Annotated in this window: 18 protein-coding genes and 1 pseudogene; 4 read left to right on the top strand and 15 right to left on the bottom strand. The window is 69.7% G+C overall.

Features of this window, described 5'->3' with window-relative positions:
* Positions 1-47: 47 nt before the first annotated feature.
* From FFI97_RS30025 to FFI97_RS30000, 5 genes are all read right to left on the bottom strand, one after another.
* A complete protein-coding gene (locus FFI97_RS30025) occupies positions 48-935 on the bottom strand; it encodes a LysR substrate-binding domain-containing protein (RefSeq protein WP_062482020.1) in 888 nt (295 codons plus the stop codon).
* Between the two features lie 182 nt (positions 936-1,117).
* Positions 1,118-2,047: an SMP-30/gluconolactonase/LRE family protein gene (locus tag FFI97_RS30020; protein ID WP_139703422.1), complete on the bottom strand. Its 930-nt coding sequence runs from the start codon at positions 2,045-2,047 to the stop codon at positions 1,118-1,120.
* 238 nt (positions 2,048-2,285) lie between these two features.
* Complete coding sequence (locus FFI97_RS30010) at positions 2,286-3,710, bottom strand: ammonium transporter (RefSeq protein ID WP_139703420.1); 1,425 nt, start codon at positions 3,708-3,710, stop codon at positions 2,286-2,288.
* Between the two features lie 29 nt (positions 3,711-3,739).
* Positions 3,740-4,078: a P-II family nitrogen regulator gene (gene glnK, locus FFI97_RS30005; RefSeq protein ID WP_056583732.1), complete on the bottom strand. Its 339-nt coding sequence runs from the start codon at positions 4,076-4,078 to the stop codon at positions 3,740-3,742.
* A gap of 70 nt (positions 4,079-4,148) precedes the next feature.
* A complete protein-coding gene (locus FFI97_RS30000) occupies positions 4,149-5,015 on the bottom strand; it encodes a TorF family putative porin (RefSeq protein ID WP_062482029.1) in 867 nt (288 codons plus the stop codon).
* A gap of 217 nt (positions 5,016-5,232) precedes the next feature.
* On the opposite strand from FFI97_RS30000, the pseudogene FFI97_RS29995 reads away from it, so the two are divergent.
* Positions 5,233-6,791, top strand: a pseudogene (locus tag FFI97_RS29995) (YifB family Mg chelatase-like AAA ATPase).
* 12 nt (positions 6,792-6,803) lie between these two features.
* Here the strand turns inward: FFI97_RS29995 and FFI97_RS29990 are convergent.
* The 6 genes from FFI97_RS29990 to tssJ all read right to left on the bottom strand — a co-directional run bounded on the left by FFI97_RS29990 (position 6,804) and on the right by tssJ (position 16,609).
* On the bottom strand, positions 6,804-8,762 hold the full coding sequence (locus FFI97_RS29990) for a serine/threonine-protein kinase (protein WP_139703418.1): 1,959 nt from the start codon (positions 8,760-8,762) through the stop codon (positions 6,804-6,806).
* Between the two features lie 36 nt (positions 8,763-8,798).
* Complete coding sequence (tagF, locus tag FFI97_RS29985; protein ID WP_139703416.1) at positions 8,799-9,527, bottom strand: type VI secretion system-associated protein TagF; 729 nt, start codon at positions 9,525-9,527, stop codon at positions 8,799-8,801.
* Position 9,528: 1 nt separating this feature from the next.
* Positions 9,529-13,164 carry a type VI secretion system membrane subunit TssM gene (gene tssM, locus FFI97_RS29980; protein WP_095743177.1) on the bottom strand — a complete coding sequence of 1,212 codons (3,636 nt, stop codon included), beginning with the start codon at positions 13,162-13,164 and terminating at the stop codon, positions 9,529-9,531.
* Positions 13,164-14,546 carry a DotU family type VI secretion system protein gene (locus FFI97_RS29975; RefSeq protein WP_139703415.1) on the bottom strand — a complete coding sequence of 461 codons (1,383 nt, stop codon included), beginning with the start codon at positions 14,544-14,546 and terminating at the stop codon, positions 13,164-13,166. Before FFI97_RS29975 ends, tssM begins: the two co-directional genes overlap by 1 nt.
* Before the next feature lie 8 nt (positions 14,547-14,554).
* On the bottom strand, positions 14,555-15,850 hold the full coding sequence (gene tssK, locus FFI97_RS29970; RefSeq protein ID WP_235926916.1) for a type VI secretion system baseplate subunit TssK: 1,296 nt from the start codon (positions 15,848-15,850) through the stop codon (positions 14,555-14,557).
* Positions 15,851-16,093: 243 nt separating this feature from the next.
* On the bottom strand, positions 16,094-16,609 hold the full coding sequence (tssJ, locus tag FFI97_RS29965) for a type VI secretion system lipoprotein TssJ (protein ID WP_062473939.1): 516 nt from the start codon (positions 16,607-16,609) through the stop codon (positions 16,094-16,096).
* A gap of 171 nt (positions 16,610-16,780) precedes the next feature.
* Between tssJ and FFI97_RS29960 the strand changes: the two genes are divergently transcribed.
* The 3 genes from FFI97_RS29960 (at position 16,781) to FFI97_RS29950 (ending at position 19,869) form a co-directional block, all read left to right on the top strand.
* Positions 16,781-17,155, top strand: a complete 375-nt coding sequence (locus FFI97_RS29960) for a TssQ family T6SS-associated lipoprotein (protein WP_223301458.1) — start codon at positions 16,781-16,783, stop codon at positions 17,153-17,155.
* A gap of 64 nt (positions 17,156-17,219) precedes the next feature.
* On the top strand, positions 17,220-19,079 hold the full coding sequence (gene tagH / locus FFI97_RS29955; protein ID WP_139703413.1) for a type VI secretion system-associated FHA domain protein TagH: 1,860 nt from the start codon (positions 17,220-17,222) through the stop codon (positions 19,077-19,079).
* Complete coding sequence (locus tag FFI97_RS29950) at positions 19,072-19,869, top strand: PP2C family protein-serine/threonine phosphatase (protein WP_095949836.1); 798 nt, start codon at positions 19,072-19,074, stop codon at positions 19,867-19,869. Before tagH ends, FFI97_RS29950 begins: the two co-directional genes overlap by 8 nt.
* 28 nt (positions 19,870-19,897) lie before the next feature.
* On the opposite strand, the gene FFI97_RS29945 is transcribed toward FFI97_RS29950, so the two are convergent.
* From FFI97_RS29945 to FFI97_RS29930, 4 genes are all read right to left on the bottom strand, one after another.
* Positions 19,898-20,281: a DUF4150 domain-containing protein gene (locus tag FFI97_RS29945; protein ID WP_095743173.1), complete on the bottom strand. Its 384-nt coding sequence runs from the start codon at positions 20,279-20,281 to the stop codon at positions 19,898-19,900.
* Between the two features lie 44 nt (positions 20,282-20,325).
* On the bottom strand, positions 20,326-20,988 hold the full coding sequence (locus FFI97_RS29940) for a DUF3540 domain-containing protein (RefSeq protein ID WP_095743172.1): 663 nt from the start codon (positions 20,986-20,988) through the stop codon (positions 20,326-20,328).
* Between the two features lie 62 nt (positions 20,989-21,050).
* Entirely contained in the window at positions 21,051-22,100 is a 1,050-nt protein-coding gene (locus tag FFI97_RS29935) for a pentapeptide repeat-containing protein (RefSeq protein WP_144004545.1), read from the bottom strand.
* Entirely contained in the window at positions 22,097-24,634 is a 2,538-nt protein-coding gene (locus FFI97_RS29930) for a DUF2169 domain-containing protein (protein ID WP_260685226.1), read from the bottom strand. Before FFI97_RS29930 ends, FFI97_RS29935 begins: the two co-directional genes overlap by 4 nt.
* Position 24,635 lies beyond the last annotated feature (1 nt).

The following is a 24,635-nucleotide window of genomic DNA, read 5'->3' as shown; positions in this document are numbered from 1 at the left end:
GTTTTTTGCCCGGACCTTGATAAAAATTTGTCGGGCCGACGTGTCGGTCAGTGCAGCGTCTGAACGATCCAGTCGACGAAGGCCGCGCACTCCCAGCGCTCCAGCGTGCCCGGCTGCCAGCAGATGTAGTGGCGGTGCGGCGAGGGCACGGGCCGTTCCGACAGCGCCACCAGCCGGCCCGATTCGAACCAGGCGGCGCCCAGCTTCTGTCGCACCAGCGCCACGCCGAAGCCGCTGGCGGCCGCGTCGTAGACCAGGCCCAGGTCGTTGAACTGCGCACCCAGGTGCGGCTCGGGCTGGTCGATGCCGCAGCTCGCGAACCAGGTGCCCCAGGGCTCGAGCGGGCTGCGGATCAGCCGCGCGCTGGCGATCTCGGCCGCGGTGCGAAAACCGTCGAAGGGCCCGAACTCGTTCAGGTAGCTCGGGCTGCAGGCGGGCACCACGTCCTCGGCGATGAGCAGGCGGTGCTCGCAGTCGGCGTACGCGCCGATGCCGTAGCGCACCTGCAGGTCGGTCTGCTCGGCCGTGACGTCGAGCAGCGGGATCGACACGTGCAGCGCCAGCTCGATGTCGGGGTAGATGTTGCGAAAGAGCTCCAGCCGCGGCATCAGGAACTGGCGGCTGAAGGTGGGCGTGACGGCCACGCTCAGGCGCGGTGCGCGCAGCGCCGCGTCACGGCTGCCGGGCGTGGCCTGCTGCAGCGCGGCCAGGCCGACGCGCACGTTCGCCAGGTAGGCCGCGCCGTCGGCCGTGAGGCTGAAGTCGCTGCGCCCGAAGAGCTTGAAGCCCACGTGCGCCTCGAGCTGGCGGATGCGGTGGCTCACGGCGCTGGCCGTCACGCACAGCTCGTCGGCCGCGCGGCCCGCATGCCGCAGGCGCGCGACGGCCTCGAAGGTCAGCAGGCATTGGATCGGGGGGATGTGGTGCAGGGCCATCCGCGGGGCAGCCGGAGAGCTCAGAAGGCGTGAATGAATCCGGCGTGGCCGAGCAGCCCGCCCAGGCGCGCCCCATCAAGGCGCAAAGCGCAGCCATAGCTCGGGCTATGGCGAGCATTTGCAACGCCGAGGGGGCGTGTCTGGGCGGGATGAGCGGACATGGCGGGTTCGTTCACGCCTTCTTAGTCTTCGAAGAAATTCACCGGCAGGCCCGGCGTGTCGACGCGCATCGAGAGCACGGTGCCCGAGGCCGGGCGCTGCACCAGCTCGTCGGCCGGGCGGCCCTTGCGCCCGCTGGTGACGAACAGCGTGCGCAGGTCGTCGCCGCCGAAGCAGGGCATGGTCGGGCACTGCACCGGCACCGCGATGGCGGCCACGCGCTCGCCCGTGGGCGCAAAGCGCAGCAGCTGCGCGCCTTCGAACATCGCGACCCAGTAGTGGCCGGCGGCGTCGACGGTGGCGCCGTCGGGGCGGCCGTCGTAGTGCGTGGGCGTGCTGGGTACCCAGCCCGCGGGCTTGGGGTCGAACTGCTGGAACACGCGCGCATGCGACAGCGTGTTGGCCTCGGCGTCCCAGTCCCAGGCGCGCACCACGTGCGCGGCGGTGTCGGCCCAGTACAGGGTGCCGTTGTCGGGCGAGAACGCCAGGCCGTTGGCGGTGGTGACATGCTCCAGCATCGACGTGATGGTGGGCGAGACGTCTCCCGGGCGTGCGTCGAAGCAGTAGAGCGCGGCGTTGGCGCGGTCCTTGGCCTCGTTGAGCGAGCCGGCCCAGAAGCGGCCGAGCGCGTCGCACTTGCCGTCGTTGAAGCGCATGGTGCGCACGTCGTGCTCCGCGCGCGCCATCGCGACGAGGCTGCCGCCCCACTCGCGGGCCCGGTAGATGCCGTCGCGCAGCGCGATCACGAGGCCGCCCGTGCGTGCCGGCGCCATGCAGCCGGGCTCGGTGGGCAGCGCCCAGCGCTCGACCGTGGCCGTGGGCGAACCGATCTCGCCGCGCGTGCGCAGCACGGCGCGGCCCGGGATGTCGAGCCAGTAGAGCGCGCGTTCGTGCGGATGCCAGAACGGCGATTCACCCAGCTCGCAGAGGCTGTCTTCGATGGAGGTCCACATGGTGGGGCGATTGTGCCCCCGGCCACGCGGGCCGCGGGCAAAAAAAAGCCCGCTGACGCCGAAGCGCTCGCGGGCTGAACATCCAAAGGAGACTCGCCTGAAAAACTTTGTTCTTTGTAATCAGACTGTGCGGTGTGTCTCTTCGCGGAACACCGCGGAACCGGCTTTGCCGGGCCGCTGGTGTTGCCCCCTGCAAGGGGGTTGGCGAAGCGACACGAAGTGCGCGCAGCCTGGGGGTTTACCTGTTGTATGCCGTTTCGCCGTGCGAGGAGATGTCGAGGCCTTCGCGCTCTTCTTCTTCCGACACACGCAGGCCGAGGGTCAGGTCGGCGATCTTGTAGGCGATGAAGGCGACCACGCCGGACCACACGATGGTGAACAGCACGCTCTTGACCTGGATCCAGACCTGCGCGCCCATCGAGAAGGTGTCAGGCGTCAGGCCGCCGGTGCCGCCCAGGCCCTTGGCAGCGAACACGCCGGTCAGGATGGCACCCAGGATGCCGCCCACGCCGTGCACGCCGAACACGTCGAACGCGTCGTCCGCGCCGAGCATGCGCTTGAGACCGCCCACGCCCCACAGGCAGACCAGGCCGGCCAGCAGGCCCATCACGATCGAGCCCATCGGGCCGACGAAACCGGCGGCGGGCGTGACGGCCACGAGGCCGGCCACGGCACCGGATGCAGCGCCCAGCATCGAGGCCTTGCCCTTGTGCAGGCTCTCACCCAGGATCCACGACAGGGCCGCGGCGGCGGTGGCGAGCACCGTGTTCACGAAGGCCAGGCCGGCGGCGGCGTTGGCCGCACCTGCCGAGCCGGCGTTGAAGCCGAACCAGCCGACCCACAGCAGCGAAGCGCCGACCATGGTGAGCGTGAGCGAGTGCGGCGTGAAGGCTTCCTTGCCGTAGCCCACGCGCTTGCCGACCATGTAGGCGCCGACCAGGCCGGCGATACCGGCGTTGATGTGCACCACGGTGCCGCCGGCGAAGTCCAGCGCGCCGTCCTTGCCCAGCAGGCCGCCGCCCCACACGATGTGGGCCATGGGCACGTAGCTGAAGGTGAACCAGATCACCGAGAACAGCAGCACGGCCGAGAACTTGGCGCGTTCTGCAAAAGCGCCGACGATCAGCGCCACGGTGATGGCCGCGAAGGTGCCCTGGAAGGCGAAGAACACGTATTCGGGGATCGTGGTCAGCGCGCCGAAGGTTTCCTGCGTGATGCCCTTCATGAAGATCTTGTCGAAACTTCCGAAGAAGTTGCCGTCGCCCGTGAAGGCCAGGCTGTAGCCGTAGATGGCCCACAGCAGGCTGATGAGCGAGAAGATCACGAAGACCTGCATCAGCACCGACAGCATGTTCTTGGAACGGCCCAGGCCGCCGTAGAACAGCGCCAGGCCGGGGATGGTCATCAGGATCACGAGCAGGGTCGAGGTGAGCATCCAGGCGGTGTCGCCGGAGTCGACCTTGGGCGCGGGAGCGGCGGCCGGTGCGGCGGGCGCAGCTTCGGCAGCAGCGGGTGCTGCAGCCGCGGGCGCAGCTGCGGCAGGTGCAGCAGGTGCCGATGCAGCCGGTGCCTCAGGGGTGGCGGCGGGTGCCTGGGCCAGCGCCGAAGTACCGGCGACGAAGACGCTCAAGCCGAGCGCAAGAGAGACAAGAAGTTTTTTCATAGTCGTTGTTCTTTCGGGCCAGGACTCGATCAGAGGGCTTCGCGGCCCGTTTCGCCGGTGCGGATGCGCACGACCTGTTCGAGGTTGTAGACAAAGATCTTGCCGTCGCCGATCTTCCCGGTGCGCGCGGCGCCCTCCACGGCCTCGATCACGCGGTCGACCAGCTCGTCGGAGATGGCCGCCTCGATCTTCACCTTGGGCAGGAAGTCGACCACGTACTCGGCGCCGCGGTACAGCTCGGTGTGGCCCTTCTGGCGACCGAAGCCCTTCACTTCCGTGACGGTGATGCCCTGCACGCCGATGGCCGAGAGCGCTTCGCGCACCTCGTCGAGCTTGAACGGTTTGATGATGGCTGTGACCAGCTTCATGATGAGTTGCTCCTTCTGGATGGATGAAAGGCGGCGCGGCAACGTGGGCCGCGCCTGGTTGTTGTGTCGATTACAGCGTCTTCGTCAGCGTGAGGATGAAGCGTGCCTTGTTGGGCGAGTAGTAGGTGGTGCCGAAGGTGCCGAAGTCGGGGATCTCGATGCCCGGGTAGGCCACGACCTGGTAGTTGGACTTCTTGTTGGCGCCCTGCACCGAGCCCGTGAGCGTCAGGCCGCTGCCGAAGTCGTAGGTGGCGCCGATGTTGTAGTCCACGTAGCTCTTGTAGCCCAGGCTGCGGATGTCGCTGGACATGTTGGTGAAGCCGACGGCGGCCTTGAGCGTGACCTTGGGCACGATCTCCTTGCTGTAGGCGAGGTTCAGGTAGCCGGTGTTGCGGCCCTTCAGGCCCGAGCCGGTCTTGGCACCGGCGTAGCCGAAGTAGTCCTTGGACACCGTGTGCGAGTACTTGGCCGTGAACGAGCCGAAGCTGTCGTTGGCGTAGGTGGCGCCCACGTACAGCTCGGTGGTGTTGCCCACCGAGTTGCCCGGGTAGATGTAGGTGAGCGCACCCACGTCCATGTCGACCGGGCCGGCCTTGAACTTGTAGCCGCCGTACAGGTCGCTCTCGATGCTGTTGCCCTTGAGCCAGTTGACGCTGGAGTTCCAGTTGCCGATGTAGAAGCCGCTGTCGCCGAAGGCGTAGTCGAAGCCGCCCTGGATGGCGGGCTTGAAGCCCTTGGTCTTGGCGTAGTCGTTCTTGCCGATCATGTCCTGGTCCTGGCCGCGGAACTTGTAGTTCGTGGTCAGCGAGACATTGCCCGTGAGCAGGGGCGCGGGCGCCGGTGCGGCGGCGTCGGCGGCCTGGGCCATGGCGGCGCCCGAGGCGGTCAGTGCAGTGGCCAGAACGATCAACGCCTGGGCGGCGGTACGGTGCGTCATCAGGGAACTCCTCGCAAGTGTGTTGTTGGACCTGAGCACCCTCAAAGCAGGGAGCGTGCCAAACTGCACGAATACCGCCCCGGCCAGAGGGCGCAGGTGTCCGGCGATGAGCGCCAAATCGTTACAAGCCCTGTTTCCGGCAGTTGCACACGCTTGCACGCTGCACGGTCCTGGGCTTGCACGTCGCAGGCGCACCAACTTGGGGAGAGGGAGAAAAATGAGTCTGTCTTTGGTGCAAAGCCGCGCCTTGCTCGGCCTGGAGGCCGCCGCCGTCACGGTCGAGGTGCATCTGGCGAACGGCCTGCCGAGCTTCACGCTGGTCGGGCTGGCCGAGACCGAGGTCAAGGAGGCGCGCGAGCGCGTGCGCTCGGCGATCCAGAACGCCGGGCTCGAATTTCCGACCAACAAGAAGATCGTGGTGAATCTCGCCCCGGCCGACCTGCCGAAGGACTCGGGCCGCTTCGACCTGCCCATCGCCCTGGGCATCCTCGCGGCCAGCGGGCAGATCGAGAACGCCCGCCTCGCCGGCCACGAGTTCGCCGGCGAGCTGTCGCTGTCGGGCGAACTGCGCCCCGTGCGTGGCGCGCTCGCGATGGCCGTGGCCACCTACACGCAAGGCACGGCCGTGCGGCTGGTGCTGCCCCTGGACAGCGCCCAGGAGGCCGCGCTGGTGCCGGGCGCGCAGGTGTACGGGGCCCGGCACCTGCTCGACGTGGTGCGCCAGTTCGTCGCCAGCGGCGGCGGGCCCGTCGATGCGAGCGACGACGGCTGGACCCGCGTGCGCGCCGCGCCCGGCGACGGCGCCCCGCGCTATGCCGACCTGGCCGACGTCAAGGGCCACACCGGCGCCAAGCGCGCGCTCGAGATCGCCGCGGCCGGTGGCCACAGCCTGCTCATGGTGGCCACAGCCTGCTCATGGTGGGCGAGCCGGGCTCGGGCAAGTCGATGCTGGCGCACCGCTTCGCCGGCCTGCTGCCGCCGATGAACGTGGACGAGGCACTGGAGAGCGCAGCCATCGCCAGCCTCGACGGCCGGCTGGCGCCCGAGCGCTGGATGAGCCGCCCGACGGCCACGCCGCACCACACGGCGAGCGCGGTGGCGCTGGTGGGCGGCGGCTCGCCACCGCGGCCGGGCGAGATCTCGCGCGCGCACCACGGCGTTCTGTTTTTGGACGAGTTCCCCGAGTTCACACGCGCCGCCCTCGAAGCCCTGCGCGAGCCGCTGGAGACCGGCACCATCACGATCACCCGCGCCGCCCGGCGCGCGGAGTTTCCGGCCCGCTTCCAGCTCATCGCCGCGATGAACCCCTGCCCCTGCGGCTACCTGGGCTCCACGCTCAAGCCATGCCGCTGCACGCCCGAGCGCATCGCGCGCTACCAGGGCAAGCTCAGCGGCCCGCTGCTGGACCGCATCGACCTGCACATCGAGGTGGCGGCCGTGTCGGCGCCGCAGCTGCTCGATGCGCCGGCGGGCGAATCGACCGACAGCATCCGCGCGCGCGTCGTGGGCGCGCGCGACCGCGCGCTGCAACGCCAGGGCCATGCGAACCAGGCGCTGCAGGGCCGCGCGATCGACACGCACGCCGTGCTCGATGGCCCCGCCCGCCAGCTGCTGCAGCAGGCGGCCGCGCGGCTGGGCTGGTCGGCGCGCAGCACGCACCGCGCGCTGAAGGTGGCGCGCACCATCGCCGACCTCGCGGGGCAGGACGCGGTGCAGGCCGCGCATGTGGCAGAGGCGGTGCAGTACCGCCGCGCATTGCGCACCGGCACGCCCTGACGCGCTGCCCTCTTACTTGAACTCGTGGCTCACCACCGGTGCGGACTTGCTGTCCTGCACCGTCACGCGCTGGCGGTAGGCCGTGAGGTCGCCGTTGCGCACCTCGATCGTGTAGATGCCGGGGCGCAGCGGCAGCGACTTGAGCGGCGGGCTCACGCCGCGGTCGGCGCCATCGACGAAGACCTGGCCCCAGGGCCGGATGTTGAACTGCACACGGCCCATGCCGGGTGCCGCGGCCGGCGCCGGTGGCGGGGCCGGCGGTGCGCCCGCGATCACGGTCGGCACGGGGTTCGTGCTGCCCGCGGCGGGCGGCGGCGGTGACTGCCGGTTGAGCTGGGCGATGGCGTTGCGCGCCTCGCGCGCATGCAGGCCGCGGCGGTGGCGCCGCAGGTAGGCCTCGTAGCCTTCGCGGGTGTTCTCGGCCTGGGCCAGGTTCCAGTCTTCCACCTCGGCGACCACGGCGGGGTCGGGGGGCGGCGGCGCTTCGGGTGGCGCCGGCTGTGCGGGCTGTGCGGGCTGTGCCTCAGGCTCGGCCGGTGGCGTGGGCGCGGCGGCGACCGGCACGTTGTCGAGCGGGCTCAGCGGGGCGCTGGCCGATGCAGCGGGCGCGGACGCCGGCGGCGCATCAGAGGTCGCCCCCGCCGGCGGCATCGCGGCCGGGGGTGCGCCCGGATCGGACATCGGCGTGCCCGGCGGCGGCGCGGCCGCGATCATCGGATCGGACGGCGCCTTGGCCGTCAGCCGCCAACCGATCCAGCCGCCGACCGCAAACAGCGCCAGCACCAGCGCACCGACAAGGAACCACGGCGGGCGCTTCGATGGCTTCTTCGGTCGTGCGACAGGCGATGGCGGCGCAGGCGGCGGTGGTGCCTGCACGCGCGCGGTCGCCGCTTCCACAGGCACGGGCTGCACCTCGGGCGCGGGCGGTGGCGCTTCCTCCACCGGCTCCGGCGCAGGCGGCTCCTGCGGCACGGGCGCAGCGACGGGCACGGCAGCAGCAACCACCGCCGCCGGCGGCGCCGCCCGGTCCACCACGTACAGATCGCCCAGCTTCACCAACCCCAGCTCGGCCGCGAAGGCCGCCACCGTCTGCGTGCGGTCCTTGCTGTGCACGGCCAACGTGTGGTCCACCGCGGCGCAGAAGGCCGGGCTCAGGTCGTCGCGGTCCAGCGACGACAGCGGCACGTAGGCGTCCTGCACGCTGCGCACCACGGCCGAGGGCGGCGGGTGGCCTGTCACCGCGCGGTACAGCACGGCGCCCAGCGCATAGAGGTCGGTCCACGCGCCCTGCAGCAGCGTGTTGTCGTCGGCGTACTGCTCGATCGGCGAGTAGCCCGACTTCACCATCACCGCGACCTCGTCGACCAGGTCGGCGATCGACTTGCGCGCGGCGCCGAAGTCCAGCAGCACCGGGCGGTCGTCCTGCTGCTGGATGAAGATGTTGTCGGGCGCGATGTCGCGGTGGAAGCACTGGCTGTGGTGCAGCGTGTCGAGCGCGCCCAAGAGCGGCCCCAGCATGCCCAGCAGCCAGGGCTCCGTCAGCGTGCCCGGCTCGCTCTCGGCCAGCTGGCGCAGCGTGCGGCCCTTGTACAGCTGGATCGCCATGTAGGCGGTGGAGTTGGCCTCCCAGAAGCGATGCACCCGCACCAGCGCCGGGTGGCTGAACTGCGCCAGCGTGCGCGCCTCGTTGATGAAGCTGCGCAGCCCCGCCGCGAAGGTGGCGGTGAGGCGCTCGGAGCGCACGTGCACGCTGTTGTCGCCCACGCGGCGCGCGAGCATCGAGGGCATGTATTCCTTGACCGCCACCTCGCGCTGCAGCGAGTGGTCGTAGGCACGGTAGACGATGCCGAAGCCGCCCTCGCCGATGACTTCGAGCAGCTCGAACTCGTCGAGCCGGTGGCCCGTGCCGAGGGGATGGGGGCGCTCCTCCTGCGGGTCGGGCGTCGCGCTAGGGCTGGCGGGCGTCGTCATGGGGTGTCTCTTCTTCCTGCGGGTGGGTCGGGCGCGTCAGGCCCACGGCACGTGGCCTTGCGAAAACAACTGGGAAAACAGCGGCGTGTTGAGCCCGCCGCCGTGCGCCGCGGTGCGCAGCGGCGAGCCGTCGGCCTGGTTGGTCCACCAGTAGCTGGTGCCGCCGAAGGGGTCGAAGCACAGCGGCAGCTCGGGCCAGCCCAGGCGCTGCTGCGCGCTCGCGCCGCGCGCACCGTTGGCAGCAGGGCCGGCGGCCGCGCCGAGGATCGAGAGGATGTCGTCCGAGCCGCCGCTGGCGGTGCGAAAGCCCGTGCGGCCCGCGGCCAGCACCTGGGTGTCGAAGAGGTCGGGCGCCACGCCGTGGCGGATGGCCTGCAGCAGCGCGCTGCCGCACTGCCAGTACCACGCGGCCGAGCCTTCGAGCAGCGCGGGGTGGTAGCGCGCCGCGTCCACCTGCAGCGCCACGCAGGCCGGGTAGTAGCGGCCCACGCGGTCGCAGCTGGGCGCGATGCAGCCCAGCTGCACCGCGTTCACGCCGTGCGTGGCGGGGATGGCGAAGTTCCAGACCGGGGCCACCGCGTAGTGGCGCGTCATGGCGTCGGGCCAGCGCTTGAAGCTGCCCAGGCCGTTCTGCATCCAGCGGTCCCACCAGGCCTGCAGTTCGCGCGGCATGCGGCGGTAGAGAAAGTCGCCGGCCGACGGCAGCTTGCCGTACCAGCCGATCTGCTCGTCAAGCGGCGACCAGGCGTGCGGGGGAGGCGTCATCCTAGGATTTCCCGGGGCAGGAGAAGCTGTTCATCTGCGACAGCCGCAGCGGGTTGTAGACGCTGTTGGCCGTCACCGCGAGCACCACCTTCTTGCCCTGCAGGTCGAAGGTCGCGTTGAACGACTCGGGCGTGCGCCCCGACGAGATCGAGGCCTTGTCGAACAGCCGGTGCAGCGCCCACGGCCCCTCGGTCACGATGCCGCCGGCCGGCGTGCCGTTGGCCACCGTGACCTGCAGCCGCACCTGGTTGCTGTTGCGCGGACCGGGCCACTTGATGCTGCTGGGCGCCTGCGGGCCGTGGGCGTAGCGCACCGTCTGGCCGTCGATGTCCAGCGTGAACTGCGTGAGCGTGGCGTCCATGTCCTCGGGCCGGATGTCCAGCGTGAACGAGGGCGTGCGCCCGCCCGCCATGCCCGTGAAGAACACGTCGCGGATCGCCTGTGCCTTCTGGAACGCGTCGAGGTAGGCCGAGCGCCCCGACGCGCTGCCGTCCACGCCGCGCTTGAAGGTCCACGGGTTGACCGAGGTGTCGACCTGCGAGGCGAGGTTCTTCTGGAAGAAGTCGTCCATCATCCCGCCGGGCGCGAACAGCTGCGCGAAGTCGCCGGCCGCCACGTCGCGGTTCGAGCCACGCGCGAACGGGTAGCGCCCCGCGATCGCCTGGCTGCAGAACTGCCCGATGGTCGCGGCCGCGTTCTGCCCGATGTTCTGCCGCGTCACCGCCGCGGCCTTCGACGACGCGGTGGCCGACAGGTCGTTCAGCATGCCCTGGAACGGCACCGGCAAACGCCCTGCTTCGGCCTGCAGCTTGGTCACGGCATCGCCGGGCGGCGGGATGTTGCCGCTGCGCAGCGCGGTGTCGGTGGCGGTGAGGAAGGTGTACAGCTCGTTGATGAGCGCGGCCGTCTGGTCCAGCGGCGTCTGGCCGCCGGCCTTGGGCGCGGTCACCATGCGCCGCAGCGGCGCGAAGTGGTTGTCGACCAGCGACTCGGGCCGGTCGGGCGCGGTGTTGCGGCGCTGGCTGCCGTCGGGCTGGCCGATGAGCTGCTCGATGCGCTCGCGCGTGCTGGTCACGCGGTTCTGCGCCTGGTCGAGCAGGCTGCGCGTGGCCTCGTCGTGGTTGCGCAGCAGGTCGGTCTCGCGCGCCGCGCCGCGGATGAGGCGCGACATCGGCGACTCGCCGGTCGACAGCACGCGCGTCATCTGGATGCTCTGCAACAGCGACTTGCTCTCGGCCAGCCGGATGTCGGCCAGGTACTCGTCCCAGGTGCGGATGTAGTCGCTGAGGTACAGGCGCCGCACTTCGCGCAGCAGCAGCTCGCGCGAGGTGATGTCGGCGATGCCCGGCGCGCGGATCTGCAGCACCCAGCGGTCTTCCTGCTCCAGCGCCAGCGTGGTCTCGGCCATGCGCTTGTCGAAGATGTCCCAGTAGCCGCGGTAGGTGAACAGCGTGGGAATGCCGTCGGTCAGCGGCTTGCCGCTGGCGCGCCGGACCACCAGCGCCGACTCCGCGCCGCCCGCCTCGGCGATGGTGAAGGCATTGGGCGCGCTGGTCTGCAGGAGGATGCGGCGCAGCCGCGCGTACGAGCGCTGCGCCAGCGGCACGCCCGCCAGGCGCTCGCGCGTCTGCGCGATGAGCTTGTCGTCCTTGGTGAAGGGCGAGCTCACGACGCGGTCGGCGAACAGCGTCTTCAGGTGCGCTTCGAGGTTCGTGCGCTGCTCGCGCGTGAGCGAGGCGCCGATCTTGCGGTCGACGTCGGTCAGCAGCCAGGCCTGCAGGAAGTCGGCGTCGTAGCGCTCGGGGTCGTACAGCATGAGGTAGGCCTTGAGCGCCTCGTAGCTGTATTCGGCATCGAGCTTCGCGGCCTCGCGCAGCGACTGTTCGACGCGCTGCGCGGCCTGCGGCAGCAGCACCGTCTCCAACGCGCGCTGGTACACGCCGTCGGTGGCGGCTTGCAGCTTCTCGCCCTGGTAGAGCCCGAAGCGGTAGCCCACGGGCGGATCGCCGATGTCGAACTCGGCCGACTTCGGCAGGTCGCGCAGCCGGTCGAGGATGAGCAGCGAGCTCGCGATGTCGCCGCTCGAATCGACCACCGTCGGCAGCTCGCCGCGTGCGGCGGCCTTGTTGAAGGCCTTGGCGTTGCCGTCGACCTCGGCCACGTAGGCCTTGTTGTGGCGCCAGCTGTTGGCCCATGCGCCCAGCAGCACCACCGCGAGCACGCCGACCAGCGCGTAGCCCGCCAGGTCGATGGCGCGGCGGCGGCGGTACCAGCGCAGGTTGGTGCCGGCCACGCCCGCGTCGCGGAAGATCACCTGCTGCAGCAGCTCTTTCAGGAAGTAGCTCTTGCCCGGGCCCGGCGGCGGCGCGGGCGGCGCGTTCACCTGCAGGTAGCGCTTGATGGCGCCCATCACGCGGTCGAAGGCCGTGCCCTCCTGCGTGCCGCTGGTGAAGTACACGCCGCGCAGCAGCGGCGCCACCTCGAACTTCGACGGGTTGAACACGTCGGCCAGGAAGGTGCCCAGGATGTCCTCGAAGCTCGCGAACTGCTGCGGCAGCAGGTAGGCCTGCGCGCGCCGCATCGGGTCGGGCTCGGTCGCCATCAGCTCGGGCAGGCGCTCGTCCAGGCGCTGGTGCAGCAGCTTGTATTCCTGGTGGAAGCGCTCGCGCAGGTCGGCCTTGGCCGGGTCGGCGGGGTTGCCCTCGATGGGGAAGGTGAAGCCCCACACCTGCTGGCGCTCGGCGCGGCCCAGCGAGCCGAAGTACTCGTTGAAGCCGGCCAGCAGGTCGGTCTTGGTGACCAGCACGTACACCGGGAAGTTGATGCCCAGGTCGTTGCGCAGCTCGAGCAGCCGCTTGCGCAAGGCCATGGCGTGGCGCGCGCGCTGCGCGTCGTCGGCCAGCGGCAGGTCGGCGATGCTGATGGTGAGGATCGCGCCGTTGATCGGCTGGCGCGGCCGGAACTTCTTGAGCAGCTCGATGAAGCCCTTCCACTCGCCCTCGTCGGTCTCGCGGTGGCTCTCGTGCGTGGTGTAGCGCCCGGCCGTGTCGATGAGCACGGCCTCGTTGGTGAACCACCAATCGCAGTTGCGCGTGCCGCCGATGCCGCGCACCGCGGCCTTGCCGAGCTGGTCGGCGAGCGGAAAGTCGAGGTCGGAGTTGACCAGCGCCGTGGTCTTGCCCGAGCCTGGTGCGCCGATGAAGATGTACCAGGGCAGCTGATAAAGGTACTGCCGGTCGAACAGCGCGAAGCGCCCCGCCGCCTTGCCGCCGGGGCCCGGGCCGAAGCGCATGTTCTTCAGCACCGCGGTCGCGTCAGCGAAGCCGCTGTGCAGCTCCTTGATCTCGGGCGCCTCTTCGGGCTTGGCTTCCTTCGCCTTGGGCGACGGCGTGCGCAGCTGGTGCAGCAGCTGCGCGTTGAGGCGACGCTCGCGCCACTTGCGGTAGGCCACGCGCACCAGCCACACGCCGAACATCAGCGCGATGACCACGATGCGCACGAACTCGCCTTCGAGCGGGCGGTAGCGGCCCACGGCGATCACCGGGCCGATGACCCAGATCAGGAACGCGAGCGCGACCAGCCCGAAGAAGACCCAGAGGTCGCGGCTGACGAGAAAACGGAAGAGCGCGCGCAGCATCAGCGGGTTCCTCCTTGTGGTTGTGGCTGCCGGGGTTGCGGCGCAGACCCCGGCACGGGCACGCCGGCCACCGGCGCCACCAGCAGCGTCACCTCGACGCGCCGGTTGCGCGCGCGGTTGGCCGCCGAGTCGTTGGGCACCAGCGGATCGGCGTCGCCGCGGCCTTCGGCGCGCAGCCGTTCGGGCCGGCTCAGGCGCGTGGCGATCATGGCCTTCACCGCATCGGCGCGCGCCTGCGAGAGCTGCCAGTTGGACGGGAAGCGCACGCTGCGGATCGGCTGGTCGTCGCTGAAGCCGCTGACCAGCACGTTGCCTTCCACCGCGTTGAGCGCGTCGGCCACGCGCGCGAGCACCGGCGCGTAGCGGTCGAGCACGCGGTCGGAGCCCGAGGCGAACAGGCCGTCGCCGCGCAGCACCACCACGCTGCGGTCGGCCTCGTCGCGCACCGTGAGCAGGCCGTCGCGGATCTCGGGCTCGAGAAAACGCTGCAGGCGCGGCTGCGCCGCGGGCACCGCCACCGCGCGCTGCGTCTGCGGCAGGCGCACCGCGTTCACGGCCGAGAACGCGCCGTCGGAATGGCCCGCGAGGTTGAAGGTGAGCACCGCGAACACCAGCACCAGCAGCACCGCCGCCACCGCGCCCACGGCCCACACCGGCAGCCAGTGGCGCGTGCGGCGCACGGGCGCGCTCGCGTCCTGCCAGTGCGGCGACAGCGGCGCCGCGATTTCGCCGCGCGCCTGCCGGATGATCTGCAGCATCCGCTGCTTGAGCGTCTCCAGCTGCGAGCGGCCGTTGTCGATGACGCGAAAGCGCCCCTCGAAGCCCATCGCCAGGCAGAAGTAGATGAGCTCGATGAGGTGCAGGTGCTGCTGCGGGTTTTGCACCAGGCGCGACAGCAGCTGGAAGAACTTCTCGCCGCCCCAGGTCTCGTTGTGGAACATCACGAGCAGGCTCTGCGACGACCAGATGCTGCCGCCCCACGGCGTGAGCGCCGCGGCCTCGTCGACCGCGGTGCACAGGCAGTAGCGCGCGCCGATGATCACTTCGGGCGCGATGCCGGCCTGCTGTGCGCGCGTCTCGAAACGACGCACCTCGTCGACGAGGTGCTCGCGCAGTTGCGCGGGCGACGGGTGGTGGCCGGTGGCGCGGATCTGCGGGATCAGGTCGAGCAGCGGGTTGGCCGCCGCCACCAGCGGGTTGTTGCCCGCCAGCGCCGTGTCGCCCGCATGCGGGCGCCGCGCGTCGTGCCACGCGGTGAAGGCATCGGGCTGGGGTTGCTGCTGGGGTTGCGGCCCCGGGCCGCTGTGCGTGGTCGCGCCGCCGCCCGGATTGGGAGGCACGAAACCACCCGGGCCGACGGCCATGTCATTGGCACCGTTCATAGGGTCCCTCACGGACGGATGGCCCAGAACTCCATGGCGAGCCCCGGAAAGTCGCCGGCCAGGTGCATGGCGACGCCGCCCGATTTCTCGAGCTGGCGCCACATGTCGCCGCCCTTGTCGAGTTCGAAGTAGTGGTAGCCCGCGTGGTACGGGATCTGGCGCGGCGCCACCGGCAGCGAGCGCACGACCACGCCGGGCAGCTGCAGCTGCACGAGGTCGCGGATGCGCTCGACCGAGCCGATCTTGACCTGCGTCGGAAAGCGCTGCTGCACGGCATCGGCCGGCAGGTCGGCATGCACCGCGAGCACGAAGGCCGCGTTGCGCACCAGCACCGGGTCGGGCATGCGGCCCACGCGCACGCCGTGGCTGCGCTCTTCGAGTTCGATGGCGATGGCGCTTTGCTCGAGCACCGCCGACAGCGAACGCCGCAGCTCCTCCATCAACGGGCGGATGCTCTCGTTGAGGTTGTCGTGGTCGTACACCGGCCACACCACCGGACGGCGCGTGGGCGAGGTGTGCGTGGCCAGGTCGCAGGCCAGCTTGAGCCAGTCGACGAACAGCGTCTCGGGATGCACCTGCACCGCCTGCTGCGCATGCCAGGTGAGCGCGAGGTAGCGGTTGACCAGCTCCAGCAGCAGGAAGTCGGAGACCTCGCTCACGCCGCCGCGCCCCGGTTGCGACAGCCGCGAGGCCAATGCCTCGGAGCGCTGCGTGAGCAGGCCGTGCAGCTCGGCCGTCATGCTGCGCAGCATCGGATGCGCCGAGGCATCGAGCACCGGCGGAATGTAGTTGGCATCGACCACCAGCTTGTGGTCGGTGCGCCGCTCGATCACGCGCACCGCACCGATGGCCTGCCACTCGGCCGTGAGCGACGACGCGCGCGCCAGCCGCAGGCGCGGCTTCGCCAGCTGCAGCACCGCGGGGCCGAGCGCCACCGCGTTGCCGTCGGCCACTTCGCGCTCGACCACGCCGAAGCGCGCGGCCGAGCCTTCGTCTTCCGAGAAGATCACTTCTTCGCTGCCGGGCCTGCGCAGTGGCAGTGCGAGCACGATGAGTTCGTCGGTGAGGTCGGTGGGCACGTCGAAGGGCATCGGTGCGTCTTCGAGACCGAACGAGAACGGCGTGCCGTCGGGCAGCACGCCCGCGCCGCCGAGCAGCGACACGCGCCCGAGCGCGAAGGCATCGCGGTCGATGTCCAGGTGCAGCCATCCCCAGTAGGCACCCTGCATGCCCGCGGTGCGGCGAGTGACGTACTGCTCGACATAGCGCTCCATCTGCTGGAAGTGCTGGGGCCGCAGGTACATGCCTTCGGACCACACCACGCGATTCGCCAATGCCTGAGATTGGGCGCCCTGACCGGCTGCGCCCGCGTTGCGAACTGTCACCAAAGAACCTCCTGGAGTGCTCACACGGAGGCGGGAAATGCGCTGTACAGCGGCTCCCCGCTCGATCTTCTTTCGCGTCTGATGCTACACGGCGCCTCTTGCGTTTTGCATGCCTTTTCAGAGGCGAATGCGCCGCACTTTCGTATTAGCGTGTGCTGAAACTTAACGACTTGGTAGCAGTTCGAGGCCGCTCTTGCGCACCGCGATGCGCACGCTCTGCTCGCTCGGAGAAAACTGCCACACCTTGTAAAGATTCGTTTGTTTCGGCTCCTTCAACGGCAACACGATGCGCCACCGCGCCGCTTCCAGCTTGCGATAGCCGGCGATCACGCCGATGGCGCGCGAGTCGAGTCCGGCCTCGCGCTTGAACACGCGTTCCTCGCCGCTGCGCAGGATGGCCTGGTCCGCGTTCACGAGCTCGGTCATGAGCGTCTCGCGGTCGCGGTCCTGCAGCGCGAAGTAGTCTGCCGTTTCAAAGTTGCCGGAAGATTTCAGTTCGAAGACCTTCACGAGAATCGGTGCGGCCTGGCCGCGACCATCGGGATTCACGCCGTCGTCGATGCGCACGGTGATGGCATACGGCGTGGGCATCGACTTCGCTGTCGATGCGCAACCAGCGAGGCCTGCGAGCAACGGCGATGTGGCCAATGCGCCTTGAATCAAGGTCCGTCGATGCATGAGATCTCCCTGAAAGCTTCGCGATCTATATTATCGAAACCATGCACGCGCACGGTGTGCATTGCGTGCTGTTGCATCGTGATGCAACAGCACGCCCTCTCTCACGCATTGCCTCTCGCGAAGTAGGAGAAAAGATTGAAGTCTTGCCTGCCTGTTCTGTCTTTTGCCTTCATGCTTGCGCTGTTGAGCGGCTGCCAGAGCACCCCGGATGCCTCACAGCAACCCGAACGCCTGAGCCAGCAAGTGGCACGCACCACGCTCGAACGCGCGCAGCAGGCCTACGATGCGGGCGACTACGCCAAGGCCATCTCCACGTTGAAGAGCGGCGGCGTGTCGGTGTTCGACGGGGCCGAGCCCGCGACGCGGCTGGCCGCGCTCAAGCTCGAAGCCTTCAGCTACTGCGTGAACAACCAGATCGCGGAATGCCGCACGCAATTCCGCAAGCTCCTCGATGTGTTCCCGAGCTTCGACCTGAATGTCGCGGAACGCACCCACCCCGTGTGGGGCCCCGCGTTCGAGGCCGCGAAGAAGATGAAGCGCGGATGACACGCGGCCGGCCACGGCCGCGCCCGGGCACGCTCGCGCCCACCGCGACGAACATGGAGATGCCATGCGCTGGACAGTGATTGAACACGGCGGCATGCCCGTGGCCTCGGGGCCCTCGGCGCTGCTCGCCGCCCCGGGCGGCACCATCGGCCGCAGCCCCGACAACCACCTCGTGCTGCCCGACGAACACCGGCAGATCTCGCGCCTGCAGGCCACCGTGCGCTTCGACGACGACGGCGCCGCCGTGGTGCGCAACATGAGCGCGGTGCTGCCGATCAGCGTGAACGGACGCACGCTGCGCCACGAAGAAGAATCGCGCGTCGCGCTGGGCGACCGCGTGACCATCGGCAGCTACGTGCTCGAGGCCGCGAGTGCAAGCCAGGCCCCACCGCCTGCGATCGCCGAGGCGCCCATCACCGAGCCGTCGCTGTCGCAGTTGGTGTCTGCTTCGCCTGTGGCATCGAACCTCGCGTCGGCCCCGTCGATCAGCGCGCTGCTGCCCACCGCATCGCCGGCCTCCGATGTCTTCGCGGACCTGTTCGGCGAAGGCGCGCTGCCCCTGGGCGATGCGCCACCCGAAACGACGGTCGCGATGCCGACCTTCGCGCCGGCGCCGGTGAATGCACCGGCCCCTGCGCCCTTGCCTGCACCGCCGCCACCGTCGCTCTCTTCCACTGCTGCAGCGCCTTCCACGACCACGCAGGTCTCCGCGCAGATGCCGTCCGCCGCCGACTGGGACGCCATCCTCGCGAACGCGCCGCGCCGCGCCGACGATGCGGCGGCGCCGATGCCCGACCCGCTGGCGCACGAGCCCTTCGCCCTGCCCTCGCAGGCGCAGCGCAACCCCGTCGATCCGCTCGCCGGGCTGGACCCGCAGTCGACGCAGGGACTGTCCGATCTCGCGCTCAAGCGCAGCATGGACCCGCTCTCCTTCTTCGCCGAAGACCGCGATGCGCCCTCGCCGCTGTCCGACCCGCGCCCCACGGCGCTGACGCAGGACAACCCGCTCGACGACGTGCACCCGGCCATGGACTTGATCGCACGGCCGCTGGCGGCGCCGTCGGGCCACAGCCTGGCGAACCATGCGCGCGAGATGACCTCGCAGTTCAATCCGCCGCAGCCGGTGGCGATCACGCCCTCGGTCGCCATGCCGGAGCCAGTGGAAGAGGCTGCGCCTGTTGAAGAGGAGCCCGTTGTTGTCGCAGCGCCAGAGATTCCCGTCGCAGTGACCGAACCGGCCGTGCCTGAAGAAGCGCCGCCTGCCTTGCCAATCGCGGCAGTCCCTGCACCAGCGCCGACCTCACCACGCCCCCCCTCCTCCGGCGACGACCTGTTCAAGGCGTTCCTCGAAGGCGCCGGCGTGCCAGAGATCGCGGGCCAGCAGCCGCTCGATGCCGAGGCGATGCGCCACCTGGGCCGGCTGATGCGCGCCTTCACCGACGGCACCATCGAGCTGCTGTCGTCGCGCGCGATGCTCAAGCGCGAGGTGCGCGCCGAGATCACCATGATCGTGGACGAAGAGAACAACCCCTTCAAGATCCTGCCCAACGGCCGCGCCGTGCTGATGCAGATGTTCGGCGCACGCATGCCCGGCTTTCTCACGCCCGAGGCCGCCGTGCACGATGCGCTGGGCGACCTGCAGTCGCACCAGCTCGGCATGGTGGCCGGCATGCGCGCCGCGCTGCTCACGCTCTTGCACCGCTTCGATCCGGGCGGTCTCGACAAGGCCACGCCGCACGACGGCGGTCTCGGCGAGAAGTTGTTGCCCGGTGGTCGCGAGGCGCGGCTGTGGCGCCAGCTGAAGCAGCTGCACGCCCACACCACCGCCGCCGTCGAGGACGACTTCCAGGCCGTCTTCGGCCGCGCCTTCCAGCAGGCCTACGACCGCGAGATGGAACGCTTGAAGGAGGCGCGCCGTGCTTGAAGCCACTCACGCCTTCGCCGTGCCCATCTCGACCTCGCAGTTCTCGTGCGTGGGCGAACGCAGCGGCAACCAGGACGCCATCGGTTATCACCTGGACGAACGCAACGCCTGCTTCGTCGTGAGCGATGGCGTCGGCGGCCACGCGGGCGGCGAGCTGGCCTCGCGCATCGTGGTCGACACCGCGCTCAACACTTTTGTCGACCACCCGTCCGTCGCGGCCGACGACATCCGCCATGCGGTGAAAGAAGCCAACGACGCCGTGCTCGCCAAGCAGCGCGAGCTGGCCGACCAGAGCCGCATGAGCGCGACCATCGTCTCGCTGTTCGTCGACCGCGCCACCGGCGAGGCCTGCTGGGCCCACGTCGGCGACAGCCGCCTCTACTGGTTCCGCCGCGGCGCGCTGATGCAGCGCACCGAAGACCACAGCCTGTCGGAACGCTCGGGCGAAGCCGCCGCGGGCCAGGGCGCGAATGGTGGCGAGCGCCTGGTGAAGAGCAACCTGCTGTACCGCGCGCTCGGTGCGCGCGCGACGGCGGAGACCTCGGTGTCGACACCGCAGCGGCTGGCCGATGGCGATGCGTTCCTGCTGTGCACCGACGGGCTCTGGCAGCTGATCTCGCAGCAGGTGATGGAGCGATCGCTGCAGCTGGCCGACAGCGCGGAAGAGTGGCTCGCACTGCTGCGCCGCGCGGCCGAGGCCAAGGCCGACAAGTCGCGCGACAACTACTCGGCGCTGGCGGTGTGGGTGGGGTCACCGCAGCAGGTGACGCTCGCGGGGACGGCGGCCTGATCCCTCGCCAGGCCGCGACCGAAGCGCTTCAGAACTTGAAGTTGAAGAACTTGAAGTGCAGGCCGGGGATGCACTCGAAGCCGATGATGTTCATGCGGTTCTGAACCGCCAGGCTGGTCAGCCGCGTGGCCGGCCCGCCGCGCAGCAGCAGGGTGAACGAGCCCGTGATGTGCCGCTGCATCTGCATGAACACCTGCGAGATGATGCCGCCCAGCACCCCCGGCTGGTCGAGCAGTGTGATGGGCGTCTTGGCGAAGAGGTTGTGCATCGGACCGCCGTACAGCAGGATGTGCCAGCACGCCGGAATGGTCATCGGCCGCAGGCCGAGGTTGAAGAACGGGAACGGGAACGGCATCTTGCAGACGTCCGGGAACGCCAGTGCACCGCCCATCCATTGGTGTGTCGCCAACATCGTGTTTTCTCCTTGGGTTTGTTGTGGGGTGGGATGCGTCTGTTTCAGCCCATGTGGATCTGCCCGGCGTCGACCTTCATCAGTTCCTTGCCGGTGATCACCACGTGCTTGCCGTGGACGATGGCGGTCTCCTGGGCGCGCAGGTCGAGGTGGCCGACGCGCACCTGCTCGACGCCGTCGACGAAGCGCAGTGCATTGCGCGCGATCTGCATCACGCGCTCGGCCACCGACTCGAACACCTGGCCGACCAGGCGCAGCCGGCCGACCGTGGCATCGAGCGCCTGCCCGGTGTAGCGCATCTCGCGCACGTCGCACTGCGCCTGTTGCGCGTCGAGCGCCCATTGCGCGCCCTGCATCTGCAGCGTCGCCGCGCTGTGAAGGCGCAGGTCCGCGGCGCTTTCGATCGAGATCGCCCCCGCGGGCGCCGCCAGGCGCAGATCGCCGGGCGCCTCGATGCGGCTCACCGACGCGTCAGCCTGCTCGATGACGGCCAGGAGGTAGACGCGCCGGGAGTCCGGCCCCGACAGCAGCACGGTGTCGCCCGGCTGCGGCTGCAGCAGGCAGCTGGCGGCGCGGCGGCAGTGCCAGGTGGCGCCGTCTTCGGTGTGCACCTCGAACAGCCCGTCGGCATCGACGGACACCAGCTGGCCCAGGTGCTGGACCGGCCCGGACACTTCGACCGGTGTGCGCAGTGGAACGACTGTCATGGTGAATCTCCTTGTCTGATCTGCGGGAAGACCTGCGATGCGGCGCATTGCTACATTCGCCGTCACTGAACCTTGGACCACGTCTGCGCCTTGTGCAGCTCGGGATCGCTCTCGATGAGGCCCTTGCGCCTCGAAAACCGCGCACCGTCCTCCACCGTGCGATGCACGCGCGTTCGCAGGAACTGCGCGTCGCGCAGGTCGGCATCGACGAGCTCGGCGTAGGAAAAATCGGCGTCGTGCAGGCTGGCCCCCCGGAAGCTGGCGCCCTTGCAGCGCGCCCGATGGAACACGCTCTCGTGGATGTGGGCCTCGCTGAGGTCCGCGCCTTCGAGCAGGGCTTCCACCCAGATGGCGCGATCGAAGCGTCCGCGCTGCAGGGTGGCGCCGCGCAGGTCCGCGGCCGGAAACAGCGCGTTGGGCGCATCCGCCTGCGCGAAGTTGGCCTGGCGCAGCGAGGCGCCCTTGAAGATGCACTGCACCAGGGCGGCGTTGCCGAAATCGACGTGGTCCATCCGGCTGTCGGTGAACACGCAGCGCAAGAACCGTTGCGCGGGAAAGCGCTGCTTCGTCAGGTCGCACTCGATGAACAGCGTGGTGTCGAAGCTCGCGCCCGCGAACACCGCCGTGGTCAGGTCCTGGCGATGGAAGGTGACCGCGTGCAGCGTGGAACCCGAGAAGTCGATCCCCTCCAGGCGGCACTCCGTGAAGGAAACCTGCTTGAAGTGGTCCGACCGCAGGCGGCTTTGCGTCAGCTCGCAGCGAAAGAACAGCGCGTTGTCGACATGGGCTTCCAGGGAACTCGTCTGCGGCAGCGTCGATTCTGAGAAACGGGTGCCTTCGCACCGCGCACCGTCCAGCGTCGCCTGCGGCAGCCGGCAGCTGAAGAACTGCACGTTGTCGAGCGTGCTGCGCGACAGGTCCCCGCCGTCCAGGCGGCAGTGCGTCAGCACGCTGCCCTCTAGGTTGGCACCGGTGAAGCGGGCACCGCTGAAGTCGACGTGGTCGAGCATCGCGCCGGACAGGTCCAGCCCGCTCATGTCCCACCCCCGGCAGTCGGCGGTGCGGACCTGGACGCCATGGCGGATGTGGTCGAGCAGTTCATCGCGGGTCATGCGGTCGGCGCCTCGGGTCGACGCGCCGGCCATACCTTGGCATGCTTGGTGTAGGTGCCATCCATGCGCGTCGCGGGGTCGAACAGCACCTGGGACACGTCGGCGCGGAACAGGTTGGCGCGCGTCAGGTCGGCGCCGCGCAGGTCGGCCTTGGCAAGGTTCGCGTCGATCAGGTTGGCCTCGCGCAGCGACGCACCGGAAAAATTGGTGCGGATGAACAGGCTGTCGCCACCCACCATGCGGTCCAGCCGCGCATGGCTCAGGTCGCATTCCGACAGGTCGCTGTTGTCGATGCGCGCATCGCTCAGGTCGGCCTGCCGCATCGGCGTGGTCCGCAGGCCGCACTCCTTGAGAAGGGCCGAGTTGAAACGGGCCTGCGCCAGCGTGCAGCCGTGCGCGAAGCCGCTGCCTTCGAGGTGCGCGTTCGAGAAATCGACGCCGTTCGAACAGTCGGCGGTGACGAAGCCGCAGCGCTCCAGGCGCGCGCCCACGAAAGACACGTTCTGCAGGCGGCATTCGACCCAGGTCACCTGGTCGAAGCTCGCACCGTCAAAGCGCAGGTCTTCCAGCTTCAGGCGCAGCACGACCATCTGCTGCCAGTGCGAGCGACTGAGGTCGCAGCGCTGCAGCGTCGCTTCGCCCAGTTGCGTCAGCTCGAAGCGCATGCCCACCATGCGGCAACCGTCGAAGCGCGTCTTGTCGCAACTGGCTTCCCGCAGCTCGGCCCCGTCGAAGACGGTCTGCTCGCAGCGGGCACTGCCCAGGTTTGTCTTGACGAGCTTCGCGCGCGCCATCGAGGCCTGGCTCAGGTCGGCCCGCACCAGCACGGCCTGCGAGAAATCGCAGTCGTCGAGCTGCGCGCCGCGCAGGTTCGTGTCCTGCAGCACGGCCTCCACGAAGCGTGCGCCGCGCAGGTCCATGCCGGACAGGTCGACGCCGGTGAGGTTGAGCCGCGAGAAGTCGCGCTGCGCCGGGTCCACGGCTTCGAGCCGCCGGCGCCACTTGGCGGAACGGAACGAGGGCGCCGGTGGCCGGGGACTCGACAGGTGGGCCGAATAAAGACCGGCCTGCTGCCGCAACGCCGACGCGGTGTCGGAAGGCGGCGGCACGGGCAGCACCAGCGCATCGTCCTTCCCGTCGCCGTCATCTTCCTCAGCCAGGGACGGCCCTGCGCCCAGCGCATCGAGGGCGAACACACCGGAGGCATCCGCCTGCCTGGCGAACGCCTCCATCTTCGCCTTGGCGTCGCGGCCCTGCGCCTCCATCCGCTCCAGGTGCTCGACCAGGTCATCGACGTGCGGCGGGGGGTCCGGCGGGGCCAGCGCGGGCAGGTGCACTTCCGGGTCCAGGCCGCGTGCGCGCAGCTCTTCGCGCCGCCGCTCGTGATCGCGCTGCTGCCCCGCGCGCAGGTTGCGCACGAGCGGTTCGTTGACCGATGCCGGAAAGGTATCGGCCCAGTCGCTCAGCACCTCCGGGGGCGCCAGGTCCTTGTCGCGCATCGCGTGCAGGCCGCCGCGTTCGGGTTCCGAGCGCAGCTTGAGCACCGACTCGTAGTGCGCCAGGGTGCGCGGCGTGTCGTCCATGCGCTCCAGCGCCGCCATGCCCAGCGGCACGTCGGCCGCGTCGTCCTGCGTGACCGGGAACACGCCGTGCCAGATCAGCACCATCCGTTCAAGGTGCGGAAAGAACCAGACCGTGCTCAGGCGCAGCGGCACCTCGCGTAGCGCGGGGCCGCTGGGCGTGTGCTGCACGAAGCAGCGGGCCTGCCAGCGCGGCAGCTGCCCGCGCAGCACCGGAATGTCCGGATGCATGTTCCAGAGTTCGTAGGCCGCGCCGGTGGGCACTTCCTGCAGGCCTTCCCAGCGCTGATCGGCCGGTGCCGCATTGAAGTGGCGCCAGTCGGCGTCCTTGGCGAGACCCGGGTAGTCGTTCTCCAGCCATGTCTGGCCGTACTGCGTGCCCATCAGCGACGCGCGCTGCGGCCAGTCGGGCGGGATCGCGCCGAAGCCGGCAGGCGGCACGGCCTGCTTCGGAGACGTGGGCTGCCGGCCCGGCGTCTCGATGTGCGCGAGCCGCGTGGCGCGCACGCCGTTGACGAGCTCCTCGACCGTCCCCATGCCCAGCGGGTTTTCCGGCACGCCAGGGCCGCCGTAGGCATGCCGCCAATCGAGCGGCATCTTCTCGAAAGGCTGCGGCGCCGTGGCCCGGCGGTCGAGCCAGTAGCGGTCGCCGTGGACCGTGAGGGTTTTCTGCAGCCCGGCGATCTGCAGCTTCACCGCGCAACTGGTCTTGTCCTGCTGGTGGCTCGTGTAGGCGTAGCCGCTGACCAGCACCTCGGGCACCAGCTTGGGCACGCCCAGGTCCAGCACTGCGCCGGGGCCGATGAGTTCGGCCGTGCTTTTCCACAGCTCCTGCTCCAGCACCAGATGCGGGTTGTCGCCCAGGGTGCTCATGGCCATCACCGCGACCCCGAGGTGGTCGCTGCGCTGCCAGCGGTACGGATGCGTGAGCATGCTCAGGTGGATCGGCTTCACG

It is taken from the genome of Variovorax sp. KBS0712 (assembly GCF_006323185.2).
GTDB lineage: Bacteria > Pseudomonadota > Gammaproteobacteria > Burkholderiales > Burkholderiaceae_C > Variovorax > Variovorax boronicumulans.
The sequence above is the reverse complement of the archived record's forward strand: the minus strand, read 5'-3'. Positions and strand labels throughout refer to the sequence as shown.

Excerpts from the sequence above, each read along its gene's own strand:
- FFI97_RS30025 (WP_062482020.1), bottom strand. The coding sequence starts at position 935 with ATGGCCCTGCACCACATCCCCCCGATCCAATGCCTGCTGACCTTCGAG.
- FFI97_RS30020 (WP_139703422.1), bottom strand. The coding sequence starts at position 2,047 with ATGTGGACCTCCATCGAAGACAGCCTCTGCGAGCTGGGTGAATCGCCG.
- FFI97_RS30010 (WP_139703420.1), bottom strand. The coding sequence starts at position 3,710 with ATGAAAAAACTTCTTGTCTCTCTTGCGCTCGGCTTGAGCGTCTTCGTC.
- glnK (WP_056583732.1), bottom strand. The coding sequence starts at position 4,078 with ATGAAGCTGGTCACAGCCATCATCAAACCGTTCAAGCTCGACGAGGTG.
- FFI97_RS30000 (WP_062482029.1), bottom strand. The coding sequence starts at position 5,015 with ATGACGCACCGTACCGCCGCCCAGGCGTTGATCGTTCTGGCCACTGCA.
- FFI97_RS29990 (WP_139703418.1), bottom strand. The coding sequence starts at position 8,762 with ATGACGACGCCCGCCAGCCCTAGCGCGACGCCCGACCCGCAGGAGGAG.
- tagF (WP_139703416.1), bottom strand. The coding sequence starts at position 9,527 with ATGACGCCTCCCCCGCACGCCTGGTCGCCGCTTGACGAGCAGATCGGC.
- tssM (WP_095743177.1), bottom strand. The coding sequence starts at position 13,164 with ATGCTGCGCGCGCTCTTCCGTTTTCTCGTCAGCCGCGACCTCTGGGTC.
- FFI97_RS29975 (WP_139703415.1), bottom strand. The coding sequence starts at position 14,546 with ATGAACGGTGCCAATGACATGGCCGTCGGCCCGGGTGGTTTCGTGCCT.
- tssK (WP_235926916.1), bottom strand. The coding sequence starts at position 15,850 with ATGTACCTGCGGCCCCAGCACTTCCAGCAGATGGAGCGCTATGTCGAG.
- tssJ (WP_062473939.1), bottom strand. The coding sequence starts at position 16,609 with ATGCATCGACGGACCTTGATTCAAGGCGCATTGGCCACATCGCCGTTG.
- FFI97_RS29960 (WP_223301458.1), top strand. The coding sequence starts at position 16,781 with ATGCTTGCGCTGTTGAGCGGCTGCCAGAGCACCCCGGATGCCTCACAG.
- tagH (WP_139703413.1), top strand. The coding sequence starts at position 17,220 with ATGCGCTGGACAGTGATTGAACACGGCGGCATGCCCGTGGCCTCGGGG.
- FFI97_RS29945 (WP_095743173.1), bottom strand. The coding sequence starts at position 20,281 with ATGTTGGCGACACACCAATGGATGGGCGGTGCACTGGCGTTCCCGGAC.
- FFI97_RS29940 (WP_095743172.1), bottom strand. The coding sequence starts at position 20,988 with ATGACAGTCGTTCCACTGCGCACACCGGTCGAAGTGTCCGGGCCGGTC.
- FFI97_RS29935 (WP_144004545.1), bottom strand. The coding sequence starts at position 22,100 with ATGACCCGCGATGAACTGCTCGACCACATCCGCCATGGCGTCCAGGTC.